19 protein-coding genes, 1 tRNA gene and 1 riboswitch are annotated in these 19,003 nt (G+C 46.2%); of the genes, 6 read left to right on the top strand and 14 right to left on the bottom strand.

Annotated elements, in window-relative coordinates; genetic code table 11:
• Nucleotides 1-3: 3 nt before the first annotated feature.
• Both PAEAM_RS24745 and PAEAM_RS24740 read left to right on the top strand, forming a co-directional pair.
• Nucleotides 4-1,188 (top strand): YqhG family protein, encoded by a 1,185-nt coding sequence (locus PAEAM_RS24745; RefSeq protein WP_243391461.1) that lies wholly within the window; start codon nt 4-6, stop codon nt 1,186-1,188.
• A gap of 211 nt (nt 1,189-1,399) precedes the next feature.
• The gene (locus PAEAM_RS24740; RefSeq protein WP_100529322.1) at nt 1,400-2,350 is read left to right on the top strand and encodes a hypothetical protein; all 951 of its coding nucleotides are present in this window, start codon (nt 1,400-1,402) and stop codon (nt 2,348-2,350) included.
• Nucleotides 2,351-2,470: 120 nt separating this feature from the next.
• Here the strand turns inward: PAEAM_RS24740 and PAEAM_RS24735 are convergent, their stop codons facing one another.
• Nucleotides 2,471-2,689, bottom strand: a complete 219-nt coding sequence (locus PAEAM_RS24735) for a YqzE family protein (protein WP_036609606.1) — start codon at nt 2,687-2,689, stop codon at nt 2,471-2,473.
• Nucleotides 2,690-2,884: 195 nt separating this feature from the next.
• Here PAEAM_RS24735 and PAEAM_RS24730 point away from each other — a divergent pair, with 195 nt between their 5' ends.
• Complete coding sequence (locus tag PAEAM_RS24730; RefSeq protein ID WP_100529321.1) at nt 2,885-3,628, top strand: N-acetylmuramoyl-L-alanine amidase family protein; 744 nt, start codon at nt 2,885-2,887, stop codon at nt 3,626-3,628.
• Here the strand turns inward: PAEAM_RS24730 and PAEAM_RS24725 are convergent.
• Nucleotides 3,603-4,397 carry a divergent polysaccharide deacetylase family protein gene (locus tag PAEAM_RS24725; protein ID WP_422395275.1) on the bottom strand — a complete coding sequence of 265 codons (795 nt, stop codon included), beginning with the start codon at nt 4,395-4,397 and terminating at the stop codon, nt 3,603-3,605. The genes PAEAM_RS24730 and PAEAM_RS24725 overlap by 26 nt on opposite strands.
• A gap of 450 nt (nt 4,398-4,847) precedes the next feature.
• Here PAEAM_RS24725 and xynC point away from each other — a divergent pair, with 450 nt between their 5' ends.
• Nucleotides 4,848-6,542 carry a glucuronoarabinoxylan endo-1,4-beta-xylanase XynC gene (xynC, locus tag PAEAM_RS24720; RefSeq protein ID WP_373888049.1) on the top strand — a complete coding sequence of 565 codons (1,695 nt, stop codon included), beginning with the start codon at nt 4,848-4,850 and terminating at the stop codon, nt 6,540-6,542.
• 145 nt (nt 6,543-6,687) lie between these two features.
• On the opposite strand, the gene PAEAM_RS24715 is transcribed toward xynC, so the two are convergent.
• Nucleotides 6,688-6,771: transfer RNA gene (locus tag PAEAM_RS24715), tRNA-Leu, on the bottom strand.
• 176 nt (nt 6,772-6,947) lie between these two features.
• Entirely contained in the window at nt 6,948-7,910 is a 963-nt protein-coding gene (pelA, locus tag PAEAM_RS24710; protein WP_165790050.1) for a pectate lyase, read from the bottom strand.
• Between the two features lie 418 nt (nt 7,911-8,328).
• Nucleotides 8,329-8,460: riboswitch (cyclic di-AMP (ydaO/yuaA leader) on the top strand.
• 5 nt (nt 8,461-8,465) lie between these two features.
• On the opposite strand from pelA, the gene PAEAM_RS24705 reads away from it, so the two are divergent.
• Entirely contained in the window at nt 8,466-8,930 is a 465-nt protein-coding gene (locus tag PAEAM_RS24705) for a C40 family peptidase (RefSeq protein ID WP_036609611.1), read from the top strand.
• A gap of 73 nt (nt 8,931-9,003) precedes the next feature.
• On the opposite strand, the gene PAEAM_RS24700 is transcribed toward PAEAM_RS24705, so the two are convergent.
• The 4 genes from PAEAM_RS24700 to PAEAM_RS24685 form a co-directional block, all read right to left on the bottom strand.
• On the bottom strand, nt 9,004-9,333 hold the full coding sequence (locus PAEAM_RS24700; RefSeq protein ID WP_017689352.1) for a carboxymuconolactone decarboxylase family protein: 330 nt from the start codon (nt 9,331-9,333) through the stop codon (nt 9,004-9,006).
• A 141-nt stretch (nt 9,334-9,474) separates the two neighbouring features.
• The gene (locus PAEAM_RS24695; protein ID WP_036609613.1) at nt 9,475-9,693 is read right to left on the bottom strand and encodes a hypothetical protein; all 219 of its coding nucleotides are present in this window, start codon (nt 9,691-9,693) and stop codon (nt 9,475-9,477) included.
• Between the two features lie 119 nt (nt 9,694-9,812).
• Nucleotides 9,813-10,142, bottom strand: coding sequence for a hypothetical protein (locus PAEAM_RS24690; protein WP_036609615.1), 330 nt, complete (start codon nt 10,140-10,142; stop codon nt 9,813-9,815).
• A gap of 97 nt (nt 10,143-10,239) precedes the next feature.
• On the bottom strand, nt 10,240-10,821 hold the full coding sequence (locus PAEAM_RS24685) for a xanthine phosphoribosyltransferase (protein WP_036609617.1): 582 nt from the start codon (nt 10,819-10,821) through the stop codon (nt 10,240-10,242).
• Between the two features lie 204 nt (nt 10,822-11,025).
• Here PAEAM_RS24685 and PAEAM_RS24680 point away from each other — a divergent pair, with 204 nt between their 5' ends.
• A complete protein-coding gene (locus tag PAEAM_RS24680; RefSeq protein ID WP_036609619.1) occupies nt 11,026-12,081 on the top strand; it encodes a YkvI family membrane protein in 1,056 nt (351 codons plus the stop codon).
• Between the two features lie 134 nt (nt 12,082-12,215).
• On the opposite strand, the gene PAEAM_RS24675 is transcribed toward PAEAM_RS24680, so the two are convergent.
• The 6 genes from PAEAM_RS24675 to PAEAM_RS24650 form a co-directional block, all read right to left on the bottom strand.
• Nucleotides 12,216-13,346: a glycosyltransferase family 4 protein gene (locus PAEAM_RS24675; protein ID WP_100529318.1), complete on the bottom strand. Its 1,131-nt coding sequence runs from the start codon at nt 13,344-13,346 to the stop codon at nt 12,216-12,218.
• 193 nt (nt 13,347-13,539) lie between these two features.
• The gene (locus PAEAM_RS24670; RefSeq protein WP_100529317.1) at nt 13,540-14,088 is read right to left on the bottom strand and encodes a GNAT family N-acetyltransferase; all 549 of its coding nucleotides are present in this window, start codon (nt 14,086-14,088) and stop codon (nt 13,540-13,542) included.
• Nucleotides 14,089-14,194: 106 nt separating this feature from the next.
• Entirely contained in the window at nt 14,195-15,235 is a 1,041-nt protein-coding gene (locus PAEAM_RS24665) for a hypothetical protein (protein WP_100529316.1), read from the bottom strand.
• A 96-nt stretch (nt 15,236-15,331) separates the two neighbouring features.
• Nucleotides 15,332-16,135: a Cof-type HAD-IIB family hydrolase gene (locus tag PAEAM_RS24660; RefSeq protein WP_100529315.1), complete on the bottom strand. Its 804-nt coding sequence runs from the start codon at nt 16,133-16,135 to the stop codon at nt 15,332-15,334.
• 266 nt (nt 16,136-16,401) lie between these two features.
• A complete protein-coding gene (locus tag PAEAM_RS24655) occupies nt 16,402-17,148 on the bottom strand; it encodes a pseudouridine synthase (protein ID WP_036670158.1) in 747 nt (248 codons plus the stop codon).
• Nucleotides 17,145-18,842: an RsmB/NOP family class I SAM-dependent RNA methyltransferase gene (locus PAEAM_RS24650; RefSeq protein WP_100529314.1), complete on the bottom strand. Its 1,698-nt coding sequence runs from the start codon at nt 18,840-18,842 to the stop codon at nt 17,145-17,147. The genes PAEAM_RS24655 and PAEAM_RS24650 overlap by 4 nt, the downstream gene beginning before the upstream one ends.
• Nucleotides 18,843-19,003: the final 161 nt, after the last annotated feature.

Raw genomic sequence — 19,003 nt, 5'->3', positions numbered from 1 at the left:
CTCATGACCATGTCTCCCCATGAAGTGCAGGCTTATGTTCTCACCTATCTGGAAGCACTGGATTGTCAGATTATGGAGCGTTCCCCTGCCCATGTTACAGTCAAACTCTCGCCTGAGGCGGACAAAGCGTTGACCAATCGCCCCTATTATTGGGGGTTCGTGGAACGAACCGGAGCACCCGCTGAGACGATGTCCTTTACATTTATATTTGATCCTGACAGTTATCAGCAGGCCATTGAAGCAGCAGAAGCCAAAGCTGCGCAAGCATCACCTCCTGCTGTTCCTAACCCTGATGGCGTAACCAACGGCAGTCCTCAAGGCGAGCCACCAAAAGAAACTATTCTAGGCCGTTACTTCGGTATTACGCCATCACTGCCACAGCTGGGGCCAGGACGAATATTGCGTGAAGAAGTGGTGTATGGCAGTCGCAGACTGCAGCAGATTTTCGGGGCTGCCCGTGAAGGCGGTGCCTTCGTGAACCTGTTCGAACAGGCTGCCAAACGGCAATTGCGGGCTACAGCGCCAGCCGTATATGAGCCTTGGCTTGGTGTCTGTTTCAAGGTGGAATTCGCCTGTGATTTGAAACGGGAGGAATTACATTTTCTCGGCATCTCCCTTCGCTCGGGTGAAATTATAGAAAAATTCGGCACGAAGCTGAACCGACGTGACCTCAGTCCGAGGCTTGCGGAGAACATGCATGTACAGACAGCTAAAGTTTCGTTATTTGATGCCGGAGCTGCTCTGGAATCTCATTTGACGAACCGCTTGCTGGAACTCGATTATAGCTGGGCAGAGAAAGCCCAAGAGCGGCTTGATCTGGAGCTGGACGTGTTGGACACCTACTATGAGGCGGTACTCCGAGAAGATATGCCTGAGGTAGAATTACCAGGTAACATAACCTCAGACACGGAGAATGTCCCTTCTAACCGCACGCCACCTGTACCACTGATAAAAGTTGTGGATATAACTAACGCTAAACCCATTGGAGCAGATGTAGAACTGGCGGCAGAGGCAGCAGTACCGATCGACTCCGAGACAGATGCCGAAGAAGAGAAAGCAAAACAGGCGGTAATCGATCGCGAAGCTATGAAACTGCAGTATGAGACACGCCGGACCGAGATGATCTGGCAATATGAACCCAAAGTGAAAGTGACTGCCATTAGCAGCGGCATGTTTCACTTAAGATAGACGAAGACACTACTTTTCCTGCAAATGCTGGCAAAAGTAGTGTTTATTCATGATCAGCCGCCCGACAGGTTGCGGCAACCTTTGCATAGCCTGTCCCCTAGAATGAAACTAGGACCCGCTCAGGTAACGGATAAATGAAAAAGTAGGTGTAAATTTGAAACGATTCTTTCATACGTGTTGGAACAACGCTCGGAAAACAACCTGTATAACCTTGGGCTTGCTCAGTTGTCTTGCCCTATTCTCTTTTTGGTCGATAGCCAATGCAGAGGAACAAAAAACCTCTTCGCTATCCCCCGCATCATCAACAGAGTATAGTCCCAAACATCATGCCATTCAGAATGAAAAGCTAGCTCCCGCTGCTGTGCAACGGTTTGCAGAGCAACAAGCTGTTACACTTGGTACAGCTAACGGCGAAGTGCATTGGAAGAACGCCGACCTGGATTTCTACCCTCTGGGGCCGGGTTTACATAGCTGGCTCGTACAAGCTGAGTTTGAAGGCAAACCGATCGGATATATGATTATTACGGCCACAGAGCAGGGTCAGTTGATGCTTAGTGAATATGGTCATGGAGAACAGTCACCATACAACAATGAACTTCTTGGACAAACCTTAGATCGACAACATGTGAACCTTGAGGCATTACTTGCTGGAGGAGGAGAGCTTCATCTTGGTTATGCTCTTCCCCTGCTGGCTTATTGGAAAGTGGAGCAACCTAATCATCCTGCACTTTATATTGATGCTACGAACGGAGATGTACTGCCGTCAGAGTTCCTGAACCTGCTGGAGGCTGATTCCAAACAGAACTCTGCCAGCATAACTGATTTATCCACAACGCCATCTTTATCAGTCGATCCACTTCATCTGCGACCCGTCTTCAATCCGGCTGACAATCTGTTGTGGATTACCTCCAAACCTGTTGCTGCCGACCGGGCACAAGATGTGATACAACACGGGGAGAATCAAGAGATTGTTTTCTCAGCGGGTGATCGTAACGTTGTATACGGCGGTCCTCTACCTGTTAGCGGTTATCAGCTGTGGCATACAGATCAGGTAGCAGAGTCTATTCTATATGTAGCGCTAGGTGGAAAATCATCCATTCAACGCTTTGTCCCTTTAAGCACATTGCAGCAAGATGGCTTTTTTTACATCGTATATCCTTAATCATCAGCAAATTCTCAAGATACATTCAGATAACCTGTAAAACAACAAATAAGACGCCTTCCCATTTTATTAAGGGATTGCGTCTTTTGGTTTACCATTAGTGAAATAGGTAAGGGATAGTCACCCTTTTCCCGAAGAACTTCGTTTATGAGACTGTGTATCGAATTCTTTTTCCTTTTTCCCCACCCACAGGGATACAGCAAAAGGGATCATACCAAACCACTTCATCGCCCACGGCTCTTTCCTTTTGGTGCGACCTTTCCGCTCATCCTTCGGCGTATCGATATAATGTACTACACGTTGCGTAATGTATTTTACCAACTCATCACTTTTGGCCATAACCTCTGCCTCCTTCGCTCCTGCACTTTCACGGAGCTTACGATAGTTCTATTGTGTGCAGGATGTGCAATGGTTAAACATTTTTTTATTGAAAGGAGTATGAAAACCCTCAAAATGCACAGTCTAATGCCAAAGGTATCCATACAGTCTGTAATCTGCATCCGGTACCTATTTCATGAAGGAGTGTGTATTCCCATGTATAAGCTGCTGACCGCTTCGGTGGCCTTGCTCATTAGCTTCCATTGTCTTCCCATGCTGCCCCATGTCGCTTATGGAAAAGCAGCCCCGTCCCAGAACAGTCCATCCATGTTGCCAGTGACCGATGGAGATGCTTATCGCTCAAGTCATCATGCCTTTGCAGCACCCGTTATCCTGCTCGACGTAGGCCATGGGGGTATTGACGGTGGTACGTCAGCCCAAGGTGTGCTGGAAAAAGATATCAACCTGGCGATTAGCCAAAAGGTCTATCTCCTGCTTCGCAGCAAAGGTTATGCCGTTATCATCAATCGGCTTGGTGATTATGCACTTAGTGATGAGAACCGCTGGCTGAACAGCCGCTCCCGTCATACCAGAGATCTTGCCCAACGTAAAAGCCTTAGCGAAGAAGTAAGTACAGATATCGTGGTCAGCATTCATGCGAACTGGAGTCCCCGATCGAATGCACACGGCCCGGTGGTATTGCACCAGAAAGAAGGCAGGAGTTATTTGCTGGCCCAATCCATTCAGGACGCCATGAACGAGTTATACGAAACGGAGCACGGGGTCGTATGGGGCAAGCCCTTTTATATATTGAATTACGTGAAGCAACCTGCCGTCATCGTCGAAACCGGATTTTTGAGCAATGCGGCAGATCGAACCAGAATGAGTGACCCCACTGAGCAAAAACGAATCGCCCAGTCCATTGCCAATGGCATTATTTATTATCTGTCGGTAGTGTAGGAGCAGAATGCCATTGCCACACATCTCGAACCAGATCACCGATTCCTACAAATTGAACCTGATTTTGCAGACGGGAGACAGATTCACGAATTACTGCGGATGTGTTCATCCCCGAATGACCGACATGACCAATGACAACACAGATATCCTTGTCGATCGCACGCTGAGCAGCCAGATCCAGTTGCTTGCGAATGTGTTGCTTGGAATTTTGATCATCCAGGAAAATGTCATTACCTACAGGTGGCATATTTTTGGATACGGCCAGTTCCCCCACCACAGAGCGAAAGTTCGTACGGCTGTCTACAAAGAAGAGGCCCCGCTCCTTGCATACATCGAGCACAATGGACATGATGCGTTTGTCCGAAGTAATTTTGGAACCCATATGATTGTTCATGCCAATGGCGTGGGGCACATCATCAATCGCTTTCTCCACGCGTGAGCGGACTTCTTCATCTGTTAGATTGGATGTGATTGCACCCGGGCCCAGCCATTCAGGTCGTCCTTTCTTGGGTTCCATGGGCATATGCACAATCACATCCATCCCCTTTTCATGTGCAGCTATCGCATCTTTCTTCGTTGTTGGCAAAAAAGGCATGACCGCTACCGTTAGTTTAACTGGCATCGCCAGGATCTCTGCCGTACCCTTCATGTCATTACCAACATCATCGATGATAATCGCTAACCGTTTGTGATTCGATGTGGACTCTGAAGCTGCCGCTGTAGGCCCTCCTGCCGATATGCCTGCGTAAAACACAATCAATAATGCCATGATTCCTGCAATGAATCGATAATTCTTTCTCTGTACCTTCATCATGATTCCCTCCCCGTAACTTCTGTGATCTCATTGTTTGATAATGAAGGGAGGAATATGTAAGCCAAAGCCTTCCTTAATGATCATATCCCCGCCATTGAAGACCTCTATCTCAAGCGAATCCCCCATCATTCCAGTTTTCCCTTTTGCATTCAGACAAGAACTGTCATTGGATAGTTAGAAAATAGAGATTAATTAGAAAAAATACTGTAATTTGTCAGGTTTTCAGTTTAGGAATTTTTTAGTAGAATCAACAAATGAAAGAGGTTCTATGCTTCATTTCTATCCTATGATTTATGGAAGGAGGTTTTGAAAGGGTTTACATAAAATAAATGCCAGACAATCCGCTATTCTTGTTTGTTATTCCTGGTTGCGGTTTCTCTATGTAACTTACTATTATCGAGGAGGATGAAAGTAGTGAAATTCAAACTAAAAAAGACGATTAATGTTCTTTTGGCCTGTTTAACAGCCCTGCCTTTGATGTTAACCCCGACAAATGTGTCAGCAGCCAGCGATGCCAACATTAATTTGTCCTCGGAAAAACAGCTAATCAAGGGCTTTGGGGGCATTAACCTTCCTGCCTGGATTGGTGATCTGACTCCCGCTCAACGTGAAACTGCTTTTGGTAATGATCAGAATCAGTTAGGTTTCTCAATTCTCAGAATCTACGTTGATCCAGATTCCAATAACTGGTATCGTGAAGTTGCCACAGCCAAACGGGCTATCGAAAAGGGTGCTATTGTATTTGCATCCCCATGGAATCCTCCAAGCAGCATGGTTGAAACATTTAACCGCAATGGGGACACAAATGCCAAACGTCTGAAATACGACAAATATACCGCATATGCGCAACATCTGAACGACTTTGTAACCTACATGAAAAATAACGGCGTAGATCTATATGCCATTTCTGTGCAAAACGAACCGGATTATGCTCATGACTGGACTTGGTGGACTCCACAAGAGATCCTTCGATTCATGAAAGAAAATGCCGGGTCAATTCAAGGTACCAAAGTCATGGCGCCTGAATCCTTCCAGTACTTAAAGAACATATCCGACCCAATCCTGAATGATCCGCAGGCACTTGCCAACATGGACATTCTGGGAGCACATACGTATGGAACCCAGATTTCGAATTTTGCCTACCCTCTCTTTAAGCAAAAAGGAGCCGGTAAAGAACTGTGGATGACTGAGGTGTATGTTCCAAACAGTGACAACAACTCAGCAGACCGCTGGCCTGAAGCATTAGACGTTTCCTATCACATGCACAATGCCATGGTAGAAGGTGATTTCCAAGCCTACGTGTGGTGGTACATCCGCAGACAGTATGGTCCGATGAAAGAGGACGGTACCATAAGCAAACGCGGGTATAATATGGCTCATTTCTCTAAATTCGTGCGTCCAGGCTTCCTAAGAGTCGATGCAACGAAAAATCCGGATACAAACACATTTGTCTCAGCCTATAAAGGTGATAACAAAGTAGTCGTCGTGGCAATTAACCGTGGAACTTCAGCCACAAGCCAAAAATTCGTTCTGCAGAATGGTAATGCCTCTACTGTGTCCTCATGGATTACGGACAGCAGTCGAAACCTGGCAAGCGGAACCTCGCTTAACGTATCCAATGGAGCCTTCACGGCACAGCTCCCGCCTCAGAGCGTAACAACGTTTGTTGCCAACGTTACTGGCGGAAATAGCGGCGGGAATACAGGCAGTGGCACTACGTATGAAGCCGAGACCGGAACGTCACTTACGGAAGCTGCCATTGAAACAATCTACCCCGGTTACACTGGCTCCGGGTATGTTAACTTCAATGCGATGACTGGTTCGGCCATTCAATGGAACGGCATTAATAACACAACAACAGGTACCAAAAACGTAAAGTTTCGTTATGCGCTGGAAAGCGGCACTCGGAACCTCGACATTTTTGTGAACGGAACCAAAGTCATTAGCAACGAGCCCTTTCCGGCTACGGGAAGCTGGTCCACTTGGGTTGAAAAAACAATACAGGTCCCCATGAACACGGGGACCAATACATTGAAAGTGGTTACCACCGGATCGGAAGGACCGAATATTGACAGCGTTAATGTTACCGCAGCACAATAAACGTTCCGTATGGCTGATGGAAGACATTTGCTGTACGTGCAGCTAAGCACTAACCTCTTGAATACTCATCACTAAAGTTAGTGTTATATCAAAAAATGCAAAAAAAGACTCCTTAAGCGTTAGCTTAAGGAGTCTTTTTATTAGATGCGGTCGAGAGGACTCGAACCTCCACGGGGGTTAGCCCACACGGACCTGAACCGTGCGCGTCTGCCAATTCCGCCACGACCGCATATTGTATCTCCGTCATCAATATCGGCGACAAGAAATAATATATCATGCGTAATCTATCATGTCAACACTGAAAATAATAACAATAAAGCCCGAATCAGACGTCCATGTCGATTCGGGCTTTACCTTTAACTGCTGCTAATAGTTTGGTTCATTAAAACGGAAGCATACTACAAATTACAGCTTGGAAGGCCAGTTGCCATACCATGCATAACCGCCTCTTCTTTCTTTATCAATATCACTTAATTTGTATTTAACTACCCCGTCACGACCAATAAAGATTGGTTTATCCGTTCCGATCTCATAGAAGCGTGCCCAAATTGGTGCAGCTTTGGAATCAGCGATAATTTTACTATCTCCATTAGCTCTTTCATACTTGTAACCCGTAATTTTCACTTTGTTAAACCAAGCCTCCGCTCCTTTAATGGATGCGGTAATTTTAGCGTTAGCAGGTCTGGTTTTCAGAAATTTAACAATCGTTACACTCTCTCCAGCTGTCAGTGATGGCACTTCGTAGATTCTTGCGCTCGCTGGTTTAAGAGAGCTGGAATCATGTTGTTGTCCCCATGCTGTCAGCTTACCACCTGAAACGACCTGTGTATTCAGAATCGCCTCCACACCTTTGGCAACTGAATTTTTACTGCGGTTAGCAAGTGTGCTGTCGATAAATGAGAAATCACCTTTGCGTGCTGCTACTTCATCCAGCATGATCATTACATTAATCATGGCATCATCATTGTAAGTGATGTGCTTGTGGTATCCGGAGCTTTGGTAAACTTGTGGCCACCCGCCGTTTGAATACTGCATGTTGATCAAAAAGTTAATTCCTTTGATTGCAGCTGTGGAGTAACGCGGATCATTTGTCTTTTTAAATTCCTTCGCCAATCTTCTAATTTCTGAGTATGTAGCCTTGTTGTCTATCGTGGACTTTGCCCACTCTCCACTTGTCTGTTTATAATCTTTTCTCCAACCTCCATCCGGTAGCTGGTTCTTCAAAATATCAGAAATACTCGCTGTAGTACCCGATGCATCCGCAGCAGATACCGTCCCTACAGGGAGAATTGCCATTCCAACTGCTGAGAACACCATCATACATGCCAGGACAAAAGTAATTATTTTCTTCGCTTTCAAATGTAACACTCTCCTATGTTCGTTTTTATAAATCTTCCACTTCTACTTTACCTATGATATAGGCTTCGAACCCCCTTTATTTGTATTTATCGCATAATAAAATCAATTTTAATCCAATATGTGGATTGGATAATCAGATAATATGCAAAAAATCGATTTTTGTCAATATATGCAACTTAATGAATATAATCTCTCTAATTCTACATAACGGAATAGTTCTTTTAACTCATGACAAACCTATCTATTTATCCAAATACGTCTTAAACGAATCAATAATGACGTTTTTGTCATGAATGATACCCAAACTTGATCCCTTCTTTCATATAAAAACCTTAATTCCGCTAACATTGAGGTATTACGAAGGGTTTTAAATGGGTTTGACAATTACGCATTTATGCAATATAGTTTCAAATAGTTACAAAAACTTAATTATTCATTGCCGAGTTTCATGTTTGAAAACGGGGGAACCAATTTGGGTGAATTATTCTTATACATAGGAAATATAGGGAACCTTCTACCGAACCCTTAGCTAACTCCGTAGGCATCGAAGGGAGAACATTGATTTTGAAAAAACTGATTATCTCCATTTTTGGAGCAGCTGTATTATTTACATCCGGGGCAACAAGCACAGAGGCAAGCAGTATCAACTCCGTAGTGAACAACATGACAGGTATTCCTTACAAATGGGGTGGCACAACTGTAGCCGGCTTCGACTGTTCTGGTTTTATGAGATATCTTTTCAACAAATACAGCATTGAATTACCACGTACTTCGCAGCAGCAAGCCAAAGCAGGTACTCCCGTATCCAAGAGCAATGTTCGGACAGGTGATCTGGTGTTCTTTAATACAACAGGCAAAGGCATTTCACATACAGGTGTATATATCGGCGGCGGACAATTCGCTCATGCCTCCAGCAGTAAAGGTGTAAGCATCACGAAGTTATCGAATCCATACTTCAATGATCGTTATGTAACAGCACGTCGGGTAACTGGACAGTTTATGTATGATAAAATGTTAGGTAAAATGTGATTCACATACAAAAAGGCATCGGTTATTAACCGGATGCCTTTTTTGCACTTAAAAATGTATGTTGCATTGCTTACTAATGCAGAGCCTTCTGCACTCGCATCGCACCCTGAGACAGGGCATGTCCTCCACCAACAGCTCCAGCCACGGCTACGGTCTCCATAATCTCCTGATCTGTTGCGCCCTTAGCACGGGCTTCTTCTACATGGTAGAAGGTACATACCTCATTGTTGGCGAATAATCCAATGCCAAGCGCAATTAGCTGTTTTGTCTTCGCATCAATCACACCAGGTTGGAAACATTCTCCGGTAAACTCATGATACGACTTCACCACACCTGGCAGCACATCGCTTAATGCTCCAATCTGATCCTTGTAGGCATGAACTTTATCATTCATCAATGTCATGGCTTGTAGCACACCCTCTCGGCTATAGTTACAGATCTTCCTCACTGTACCTATCTTCTCTCCCGAGTGAGCCAATTATGCCAAGAAATCATGGTAATTCCAAACATTTAAAGCTCATGGCCCTGCCATAATTATCAGCTGTTACTCACTAAGTGGACTCTGGCGCGGCTCGCTGAACAGCTGATAGCTGTAACCTCGGTCCAGCTTAACGACACGTCGATTCTGACGACGGATAAGTACCTGCTCGCCATCCCAGGCAACCACAATGCCCTTCACGTCGTTCGATTCCAGCTCGTCCCGTACGACTCTAACTTTCTCACCTGACAGACGCAGGGCGTCCAATTCTGTATCACTAATCATCTTCATGGCTCCTATATTTCAAATTTATTTACAAAAAGAGACCTAAATGAAAAGTCATTTAGGTCTCACGTGACTGTATTGGACTGTCATGTCATTCGAAATTATGTCCCGACTGAAAGTTACCGCTGCGCGTGCTCTTTGCTGTCGTTCTTCTCGAACCAAAAATCAAGCACTTTGGCGGACATCACACGTTCTTCAAGGTACTCCACTTGATGCGGTGTAAATTGTTCTTTCCAAGAGAAGGACAACTCTTCGCACAAGCCTACAATCGTCAGTAATTCTGACCAGGCAACATAGCGTTTGTACCAGAAAAATTGAGGATGTTCAATCATATAGGGATAAAGGTCATCGAATTCCGTATGTTTACAATCCAGGGCACGTTCAAAATGAACTTTCGATTCCGCCAGCTTATCATTAAAAAATTGTTCTGTTGCCGGTTGGTTCCCCATGGTGTTGCCTCCTCTCCCTAACATAACCCCATTATAAATGAAATCGGCGGTCATGCAAAGGCATAGTTCAAAAAATAGGCCCTATTCCTTTAAAATGTCACATTTCGTTATCGTCAAATTGTACCGTACCATCATTCAGGGAACGAATGCGTACCAAGGCTTCCACCGGAATACCCTGTTCACGAATCGTGCGTGCCCCCGCCTGAAAACTTTTCTCGACCACAACGCCGAATCCGACGAGTTCCGCACCGGAACGCTCGATAATTTTGATGACGCCACGAGCGGCATCTCCATTGGCAATAATATCATCAATGAACAAAATGCGGTCATTCTCATGAATGAACTCGCGGGATACCATAATGTCAGTTACAATTCCTTTGGTAAAGGACGGTACACGTTCACAGTAAGCATCAGGATCAGCCAGAAGTGTTTTTTTGCGACGGGCGAATACAAGTGGCACCCCCAGTTCATAGGCTGCGGCAAACGCAACCGGAATCCCTGAGGATTCTACCGTGATTACCCGAGTTACTCCACTTTCACGAAAACGGGCAGCGAACTCACGTCCCATCTCCATCGTTAATGCAGGATCAATTTGGTGGTTCAACAGACCATCCAGCTTTAATACTTGATCCGAGATAACCACACCTTCTTGTAAAATTCGTTGTTTCAATAATTCCATGATTTGACCTCCCAAGCCTATCCTATGAGGTAAAAGTATCATATATCTATCTATAAGTTCAAGCGAAATTGCCTTGACGCTGTCCTTGGGACGCATTTCAAGCCAAAGCTCATTATCGATTGTCATGACTTTCGTGGGTCAAGCATACCTTGTACCATGGTACCCGCATGTCCAAACTATACAGGGGCCTGAGAGGGGAAACACATGAAACAGGCATTTCGGGTGCTGCAGATCGCATTTACATACATTGGAACGGTTGTTGGAGCCGGCTTCGCTACAGGGCAGGAAATTTTGCAGTTTTTTACCCAGTATGGCAAATGGGCCACCATCACCATAGGCTTATCCACCATGCTCTTTGTCTGGTTAGGTACCAAAATGATGCTGATCGCTCACGATACCGGGTCCCGCTCTTATGAGGATCTGAACAAACATTTATTCGGCCATAAGGCGGGCAAATGGATCACCTGGGTGACCCTTCTCATTCTCATTGGCGTGAACAGTGTCATGCTTGCCGGAGCAGGCTCCGTTTTTGTCGAACATCTGGGTTTGCATTATCAGACAGGTCTGATCGTCACACTTGTAGGGACATATCTGCTTCTCGGTCGGGGCATTCAAGCCATCCTACAAATGAATAGCATCGTTGTGCCCATGATGCTCCTGTTATCTCTGCTCATGATCACAAGTACCATCCATCATCCAGGTGCTTCCCGATTCATCACACTGACGACAGACTCAAACCCTATTCAAGTGTGGCTGTCTCCACTGTTGTATACTTCATTCAATCTGGTGTTGGCTCAAGCTGTTCTTGTGCCTGTAGGTAACCAGATTCGTAGCCGGAATGTGCTGAAGTGGGGTGGAGTATTGGGTGGAATTGGCGTTGGTTTCATGCTGATGGCAGCTCATTTTGCCATGTCAGCTCAGATGCCCGGCATCATCCAATTCGAAATCCCGATGGGCAGCATTGCCTTTCAACTTGGATGGGCAGTGCAATCTGTATATGTATCCCTTATTTTCATGGAAATATTCACTACCTTTGTAGCCGATATCTATGGAATGACCTTGCAACTGAGACAACATATACGTGTCCATCCCCGTTTCATTACATTAACCATTATGCTATTGTGTTACTCACTCAGCCAGTTTGGATTCAGTTCCCTGCTGTCCATCCTTTACCCCATCTTTGGAACAATGGCATTAATCTGGGCTGCCAAATTGGTACTGAACCGCTGGGGCACCTTTCGTAAACGCAACAATATATAAATCTCACGGTCCATGTATTTCATGAATATGAGCATCCGTTTGCCTTCTAACCACAATTCACCGCGGGACTCTTTCCTTAAACATGACAAAAGGCCGCTGTTTATCACAGCGGCTCGCACTTTTTGCTCTACGTTTTAGGCTTGGCTAGGAAACTGTAGATACATCTTTTTCAGCTCATTGACTGATCTGCCGAGCGAGTAATGTGTCTTGGCTTTTTCACACGCTGAACGGGCAAGTTCATAACGATAAGCCGGGTCCAGCATCACCTTTTCAAGCGCTTCAGCCAATGCAGAAGGATCTTCTGCCGGTACAAGCAACCCATTGCTACCGTTCTCGATCTGTTCCGGTATACCACCTACATCCGTACCCACAAGGGCAAGACAACTCAGCGCCGCTTCAGCGAAGACGGAACCAAATGCTTCTGCCCGTGAAGGAAGTACAAAAATATCAAAGAATGGCATGAATTCCTCAGGGTGCAGCGTGTAACCATAGAAAATGGTCTCATTATAGATCCCCAATCGTTGCGCCAATTCTTCCAGATCAGGACGAATCGGTCCATCTCCAATAATATGTAACACATAATCATGACCTCGACCCTTCAGTTCCGCACAAGCTTTGAAAAGAATATCCAACCCTTTTGCCGGAACAAGCCGACATACCGTGACCAGCTGTGGTATCGCATTATCATGAGGGATCGGCTTAAAGCGCTTCTCATCAAATCCATTGGGAATCACACCGATGACATCAGGTTCCTTCACGTAGGGAGCCAGATAACGGCGGAACGAATCCGACACCGTCAAAAGGCGCTCTGCCTGGTGTTCCAGCTCACCATATATCGCAAGCAGGAATCGATGCTCCGGTCCATCCGTTTCAATGCGTCCATTAAGGATTAATTCTCGTTCATAACTGGAGTGTATCGTCTGAATGAGAGGTGTATCCGGGAAAACCGTTCTCATCGCAAGTCCTGCAATTGGGTGGTGGGCATGGATCAGATCATAGGGCTTCTGAATACGCAGTTTGGTCCACCAAAGATAATCACGATAAGTTTGAATATATTTTTGGACAACAGGACTATCCTGATATTCCGTCCAGTCAAACGTTTCGAACTGAACTTCCTCTCTGCCCTTGTTGCGAATTCGCTTTGGCAACGAGAACAGATCCATTTCCCACCTCGGGGTTGTAAATCTCTCTTGCATATACGGAATCATAGAGGATACACCTCCGGGCTGCTCCGGAGGAAAGAAAAGCGCCTGCAGCAATTTCACCGTTAGTTTCCCCCTTTCTAACTTACGTACTAATCTACTATCCATTATGACATAGGGAAGCCGGAACATCTATATTACGATAACTCGTATATACAACATATTCATGAAACGTTCCCCTCAGAAGCAAAAGCTCTAATTCAGCAGCCCATCGCTTGCGGTTGTCGTCAACATATTCATAGGATAGTCAGAATTCTCAGCTCAGTGGCTCCACGGGCTTCTCATATGTACTGTAACCATCGGTCTCTCCCAAAAAAGTATACCCGTTCCGCGCGTAAAAGGCGTTCAACGTAGCATTGCTCGCTCCGCAATCTAACCGAAGATTATGTTTGCCTTCAAAATGTATCCCGCTGCTGGACCATTGCAAAATGGAACGTCCTAAACCGCTCTGAGCATATTTTCTTCGAATCGCTAACCGATGCAGATAAATTGCGCCATCCTCGGCATGAGCTTTTGAACCCCAAAGATGAATATCCCAAGGACTTGGCTGAACCAAAAGGATGACCATCCCCGCTACGTCCGCCCCTTTTTTGAATACAAACACATCCCCACGGCGAATCGCCCCTGCCGTATCATGTGAATCTTCACCTTTAAGCAAAGCGTTCCATTGGGAAGAACCTTGGCTCTGTAACCATTCGGCTGTCTCCACCAGCAGCGACATCACATCCTCCGTATCTTCCAGCTTCGCCTGAACCGCTTGAAAACCATCGTTAATATATTCGCTACTGATCCTGAATGAGTGCATCATTGTTCTCCTCCGCTTCCTGATCTCTTTTAAACTAATGGTACTATACCGGGAAATGGATTTTTCGTCAAAACGAGAACAAAAAAAGGTAAAAGGCGGTTGCCCTTTACCCATCTATTCTGGCTTCATCAATAATCTGATTTCGATACAACATCGTCAGGTGCAAGGTGTCAAACTCCATTTCCTTGTCCAACTCCTGCATCAACACTTCGACCAGGCTCTTTCGCTGAATGCTGGTACCAGGAACCTCGTATTCAATGTATCCCGTCAGATCGGAATGAGAAGTGTCTATAGTTGCTGTTCCCACAGGCAATCCACCTCGCTCCTGAAGAAACAACTCATATACCCGGAACTCCCGATCCTTACGCTTCAGCATGACATAACATGTTTCTTCAGCAGCTTCCAACTCATCCAGATCCGATTCATCGGTATCCTCAAATTCCTCGGAGAAATCGCGATGTACCCACTCTAACGTTTCGAGTTCGTTGCCCTGATGCCACATGCGGATTGTAATCGTATCGATGATATCTTCATCCAGCTCTCTGACCAGTAACTCTGCCGCAGCTTCCAATTGATTCTCTTCCGGCTCGTCATACCAGTGTATTTCACCTTGTACATCAGCGCCATATTGTTTTAAGGAAGCTTCTGCTAGTTCCTGCCCTTCGACATCATTGAAAATATACGTCGATATGCTGCGTCCTGCGCTTACCATTTCCATCTCCAGAACCTGATCCCGATCTTCATATGTAAACGATTCGGCTTGTGAAACAGGGATTACCTTACTTCCACTGCTGTCTATATCGTCATAGCTGCCTTCGTCATGATTCATCTCTTCAGACGGCCACACTGTCTCTGACTCAGGCTTATGCAAAACCGAATGTAATGAGCCACAACTAACCAGCACTTCATAATACGCAGCTTCCAGCGCATCTGCAAGAGATCGGACATAGGCATGCACTTTTTCCACAATAAATTCCTCTGTATCATCTGGCAGAGACTCCTGCTCGATCTGAAGACTACCAGATAAACGATCTCCTTCTCTGTACACAAGGAAAAGTGAGCCTGCATATTGACCATTGACCATCACGTCCTGTACTTCTCCACCTGATGTCCGCAGGTCTGCAACCAATTCCACATCATATTTCATCACGTGTCCTCCTCCATTCCTAACGTTATTCTCTTAGGATGCCCCGAGGACGGTAGATTATGAGGAAAGTGTGCATTTTAAGTATAGGATGTAGGGTTAGACGGATAACACATATTTTTGGATTGCGTGTGCCACACCCTGCTCGTTATTGGAGCGTGTAACCTCGTCCGCAGCAGCTTTCACCTCGTCCGGTGAGTTATCCATGGCAATGCCTTTTCCCGCAAAAGTCAGCATCGTAATATCATTGAAGTAGTTACCAATCGCCATAATCTCCGAAGGCATGATTCCTTTCGATTCGGCAAGCCTTTTCAGTGCAGCGCCTTTGGACGCTTCGGGATGCATCAGATCAATAAAAAAGTCACCACTCCGTGTCATATAATAAGGCAGATTCCAAGTAGACCATTCCTGAAGTACTGCATCCATCTGTTCAATCGGACCAAATGCAGTGAACTTCGCCAGCGGTTCTGTCATGTCAACCCACTTGGGTAACTTCAGTGGCTCGGCCATAAAGTTGTAATACATCTCACGCACCTGCAACCCCAAACCTTCCGGTTGATCCACATACAGACCAAATGCCGTATTGATGTCAAAATGTACTCCATTGGTTCGACAGTAGGATATGATCGGCTCCAGTCCTTGTCCATCTAATGCAAAATGATGAACTACCTCACGGGTATCGACTTGCGCGGTAACGGCGCCGTTATGCGTAATCACATATCCATCCAGTCCCATCTGCTCCATAAAAGGAATTGTGTTGGCAGGACCTCTACCTGAACACAGGACAATCTCTGCTCCCTGACGGGAAGCTTGGATCAAGGTCTCCTGAGTCCATTCGGTAAGTTCATGATGATCATTCAGTAGTGTTCCATCTACATCAAGTGCAATTAATTTATAAGTCATCTGGCTTCATCCTCATCTGTTAGTAGTCGCACCCACCCAAACCCTCCCTTCCGAGGGAGGGCCCCAGAGGGCTCTGCCCTCTGGACTCCCGTCTTGCTCACCGGTGTTAGGTCGGGTCTTGCTATGTCACGGTTGTCGTAGGAACGCTTGTTGCCGGGCACACCGCTGGTCAGCGGCGGTCCCGCCCAAGCTTAACCGGGACCATTACGGGCAGGGCTTCGCTCTCTGCCCGGCTCCCTGCTCCGCTTCGCGAAGGTCGGGAGCTTTTACTTCCGCAGAAGGCTCAACTCATCTGCGGTTAGTTCACGATAGCTTCCGATAGCAAGATCGGAAGCTAGTTCCAGCTCACCCATGGCTACGCGTTTCAGATAGACCACACGCTTGCCTACCGCCTGAAACATACGTTTCACTTGGTGAAACTTCCCTTCGTGAATAATAAGCGAGATCGACGAGATCGTACCTTCTTCCGTCTCTTCCTGACCAAGTATAGTCAGTTCGGCCGGCAGCGTCTCGTATCCGTCATCCAATTGAATGCCCGCCTTGAAACGTTGCACATCCGCTTCATCCACGTTTCCCAGCACACGGGCTTCATAGGTTTTGGGCACATGCTTGCGTGGAGATAACAGATCATGGGCAAGTGGACCGTCATTCGTAAGAATGAGCAGTCCCTCCGTATCCTTATCCAGTCGTCCCACAGGAAAAGGATTGAACACCCGATCCTCTTTGCGCAGCAGATCCAGTACCGTCTTATCTCTGTTGTCCTCGGTAGCAGACACGACACCCGGAGGTTTATGCAGCATCAGATAGATCATCTCCCGATACACAATCCGCTCTCCATCGGCTTCAATGACGTTGACCTCGGGGTTCACCTGTACCCCGCTGTCTTTCACCGCTTTGCCGTCCACGTGGATTCTGCCTTGTTTCACCATCTTTTTAAGTTCACTTCGTGTTCCCACACCCATATGGCTTAATATTTTGTCCAGACGCAACGTTTGTTTTCCTTTTCCACTCATACCGATGTCCACCTCCAACCTGCCGGATATTCATTCTTCAGTACACCATCCAGCCATTTTCCCCAGCCAGCGGCATAACCATCTACACATACAAGAACATACCCTTTGGCAAACGTATCCGCCTTGAGCACCACTCGTTCTTCTTCAATATTTAACGTTTCACCCTTGAGGTATCTCACGGCTTCGCCATCAGCGGATGACAGATTTACGCTTCGCCGTGCTTCAGATGTATTCAAAGCACACGCAAGCGGGTGGGACGGAACAAATCGTCCATTCTTAATCGTGCCCATAAACCAGCCTGGACGAATGACTTTCAGTCCCTCCAACCGAGCTGCACCAACTGATGATTGATACACCCGATCTCCGTAACATACCGTCTCTCCAGTTAACTCAATCTCCAATTGTTCTTTCATAAACTGACTGTATATCGCAACCGGATCAATACTTGCCGGATCAGCTCCGCGTCCCTGACCCCGTTCCGATTTACGTCCACCGTGATCTTTACCTTTTTTACTCTGTCTACCCGAATTCTTGCCGCCACCAGCCTGTCTGTCATGGGACTCTCGGGATTCGATTCGCAATAAACGTTCCTTTTTACGATCAGCCTTGGTCATAGCAATTGAAGAAGCAGCAATAGAGTGATCCTTGTTCCCCTCTGCTTCAATCCTGGACACATCCACGACCTGTCCATACTCCATTGCTCCTTCTTTAACTACTCCAGGTTGATCTGTTTCTATTTCTTGCCCTGCACGATGCTGCAACACAGCGACATAATGCCCCTCTCCTTCCAAAAGGTGAGGCCACAATCTTGCGGTGCCACGCGTTTGATCCAGTACAGCTTCCGTCTCCTCTGCCTTCTCTGGCATCATCTTACGTACCCATTCCGGACGTCCTGGAGCAAATCCTTTTTCTTCAGGAATGTCCCTGACAACGAAATCATGGTTTACATTCAGAAACTCCGCAATCATTGCTTCGTTTTCCTCCGGCGCAAAGGTACATGTCGAGTACACGATAGTTCCGCCCGGGGCCAACAACCGTGCCGCAGTCTCCAAGATATCTCGCTGCATGAGCACACATTTTTCCACCGAATGATGTTCCCATGATTTCACCATGTCCTCATCCTTGCGGAACATGCCTTCACCTGAGCAAGGCGCATCTATTAATACTTTGTCAAAATAATGAGGAAATGCATTTGCGATCCGCTCTGGCGACTCATTCAAAACAACCGCGTTACGCACCCCGTACAGTTCCACGTTCTTGGCCAGCGCTTTGGTGCGTTCAGCATGGATATCGTTCGTCACAAGTACACCCTTGCCTTGCAGCTTTGCAGCAATCTGTGTTGTTTTTCCTCCCGGAGCAGCACACAGATCAAGCACGCGATCTCCAGGCTCCACCTGCAATAATTCAACTGGAGCCATTGCACTTGGTTCCTGTATATAATACAGGCCTGCATGATAATAAGGGTGCAGCCCCGGTTTAACACCATGAGGTACATAGAATCCTGTCTCACACCACGGAATAGGTCTTAGATCAAACGGAGCAATCTCATCGAATTGTTCCATCGATATTTTTAGCGTATTCACTCTCAGTCCCGCATGAGGAGACTGTTCATAAGATTTCATGAATTGTTCAAACTCATCACCCAGCAAACTTTTCATTCGCTCAGCAAATATCAAAGGTAACTTTACACCCATATTCCCACTCATCCTGTCTTGGTAAGATTGCAATATCGTTTTATTTTATCATATCCAAGCTTTGCTTTCCTATCATATCGTATCTATTCCACTACAGCGTGTAATGTAGTATAATGGCAAGTAGATTGATTCCTGAGCAAAAATTCGGGTGTTTATGCATA

Origin of the sequence: Paenibacillus sp. GM1FR (genome assembly GCF_002803315.1) — a bacterium.
In the GTDB taxonomy this organism is placed as follows: domain Bacteria; phylum Bacillota; class Bacilli; order Paenibacillales; family Paenibacillaceae; genus Paenibacillus; species Paenibacillus amylolyticus.
This window is presented reverse-complemented; position numbering and strand designations above follow the sequence as displayed.

Excerpts from the sequence above, each read along its gene's own strand:
- PAEAM_RS24695 (WP_036609613.1), bottom strand. The coding sequence starts at position 9,693 with ATGATTAGTGATACAGAATTGGACGCCCTGCGTCTGTCAGGTGAGAAA.
- PAEAM_RS24735 (WP_036609606.1), bottom strand. The coding sequence starts at position 2,689 with ATGGCCAAAAGTGATGAGTTGGTAAAATACATTACGCAACGTGTAGTA.
- PAEAM_RS24700 (WP_017689352.1), bottom strand. The coding sequence starts at position 9,333 with ATGACATTGATGAATGATAAAGTTCATGCCTACAAGGATCAGATTGGA.
- xynC (WP_373888049.1), top strand. The coding sequence starts at position 4,848 with ATGAAAGTAGTGAAATTCAAACTAAAAAAGACGATTAATGTTCTTTTG.
- PAEAM_RS24730 (WP_100529321.1), top strand. The coding sequence starts at position 2,885 with ATGTATAAGCTGCTGACCGCTTCGGTGGCCTTGCTCATTAGCTTCCAT.
- PAEAM_RS24745 (WP_243391461.1), top strand. The coding sequence starts at position 4 with ATGACCATGTCTCCCCATGAAGTGCAGGCTTATGTTCTCACCTATCTG.
- PAEAM_RS24655 (WP_036670158.1), bottom strand. The coding sequence starts at position 17,148 with ATGAGTGGAAAAGGAAAACAAACGTTGCGTCTGGACAAAATATTAAGC.
- PAEAM_RS24650 (WP_100529314.1), bottom strand. The coding sequence starts at position 18,842 with ATGGGTGTAAAGTTACCTTTGATATTTGCTGAGCGAATGAAAAGTTTG.
- PAEAM_RS24680 (WP_036609619.1), top strand. The coding sequence starts at position 11,026 with ATGAAACAGGCATTTCGGGTGCTGCAGATCGCATTTACATACATTGGA.
- PAEAM_RS24685 (WP_036609617.1), bottom strand. The coding sequence starts at position 10,821 with ATGGAATTATTGAAACAACGAATTTTACAAGAAGGTGTGGTTATCTCG.
- PAEAM_RS24725 (WP_422395275.1), bottom strand. The coding sequence starts at position 4,397 with ATGGCATTATTGATTGTGTTTTACGCAGGCATATCGGCAGGAGGGCCT.
- PAEAM_RS24690 (WP_036609615.1), bottom strand. The coding sequence starts at position 10,142 with ATGGGGAACCAACCGGCAACAGAACAATTTTTTAATGATAAGCTGGCG.
- PAEAM_RS24670 (WP_100529317.1), bottom strand. The coding sequence starts at position 14,088 with ATGCACTCATTCAGGATCAGTAGCGAATATATTAACGATGGTTTTCAA.
- PAEAM_RS24660 (WP_100529315.1), bottom strand. The coding sequence starts at position 16,135 with ATGACTTATAAATTAATTGCACTTGATGTAGATGGAACACTACTGAAT.
- PAEAM_RS24665 (WP_100529316.1), bottom strand. The coding sequence starts at position 15,235 with ATGAAATATGATGTGGAATTGGTTGCAGACCTGCGGACATCAGGTGGA.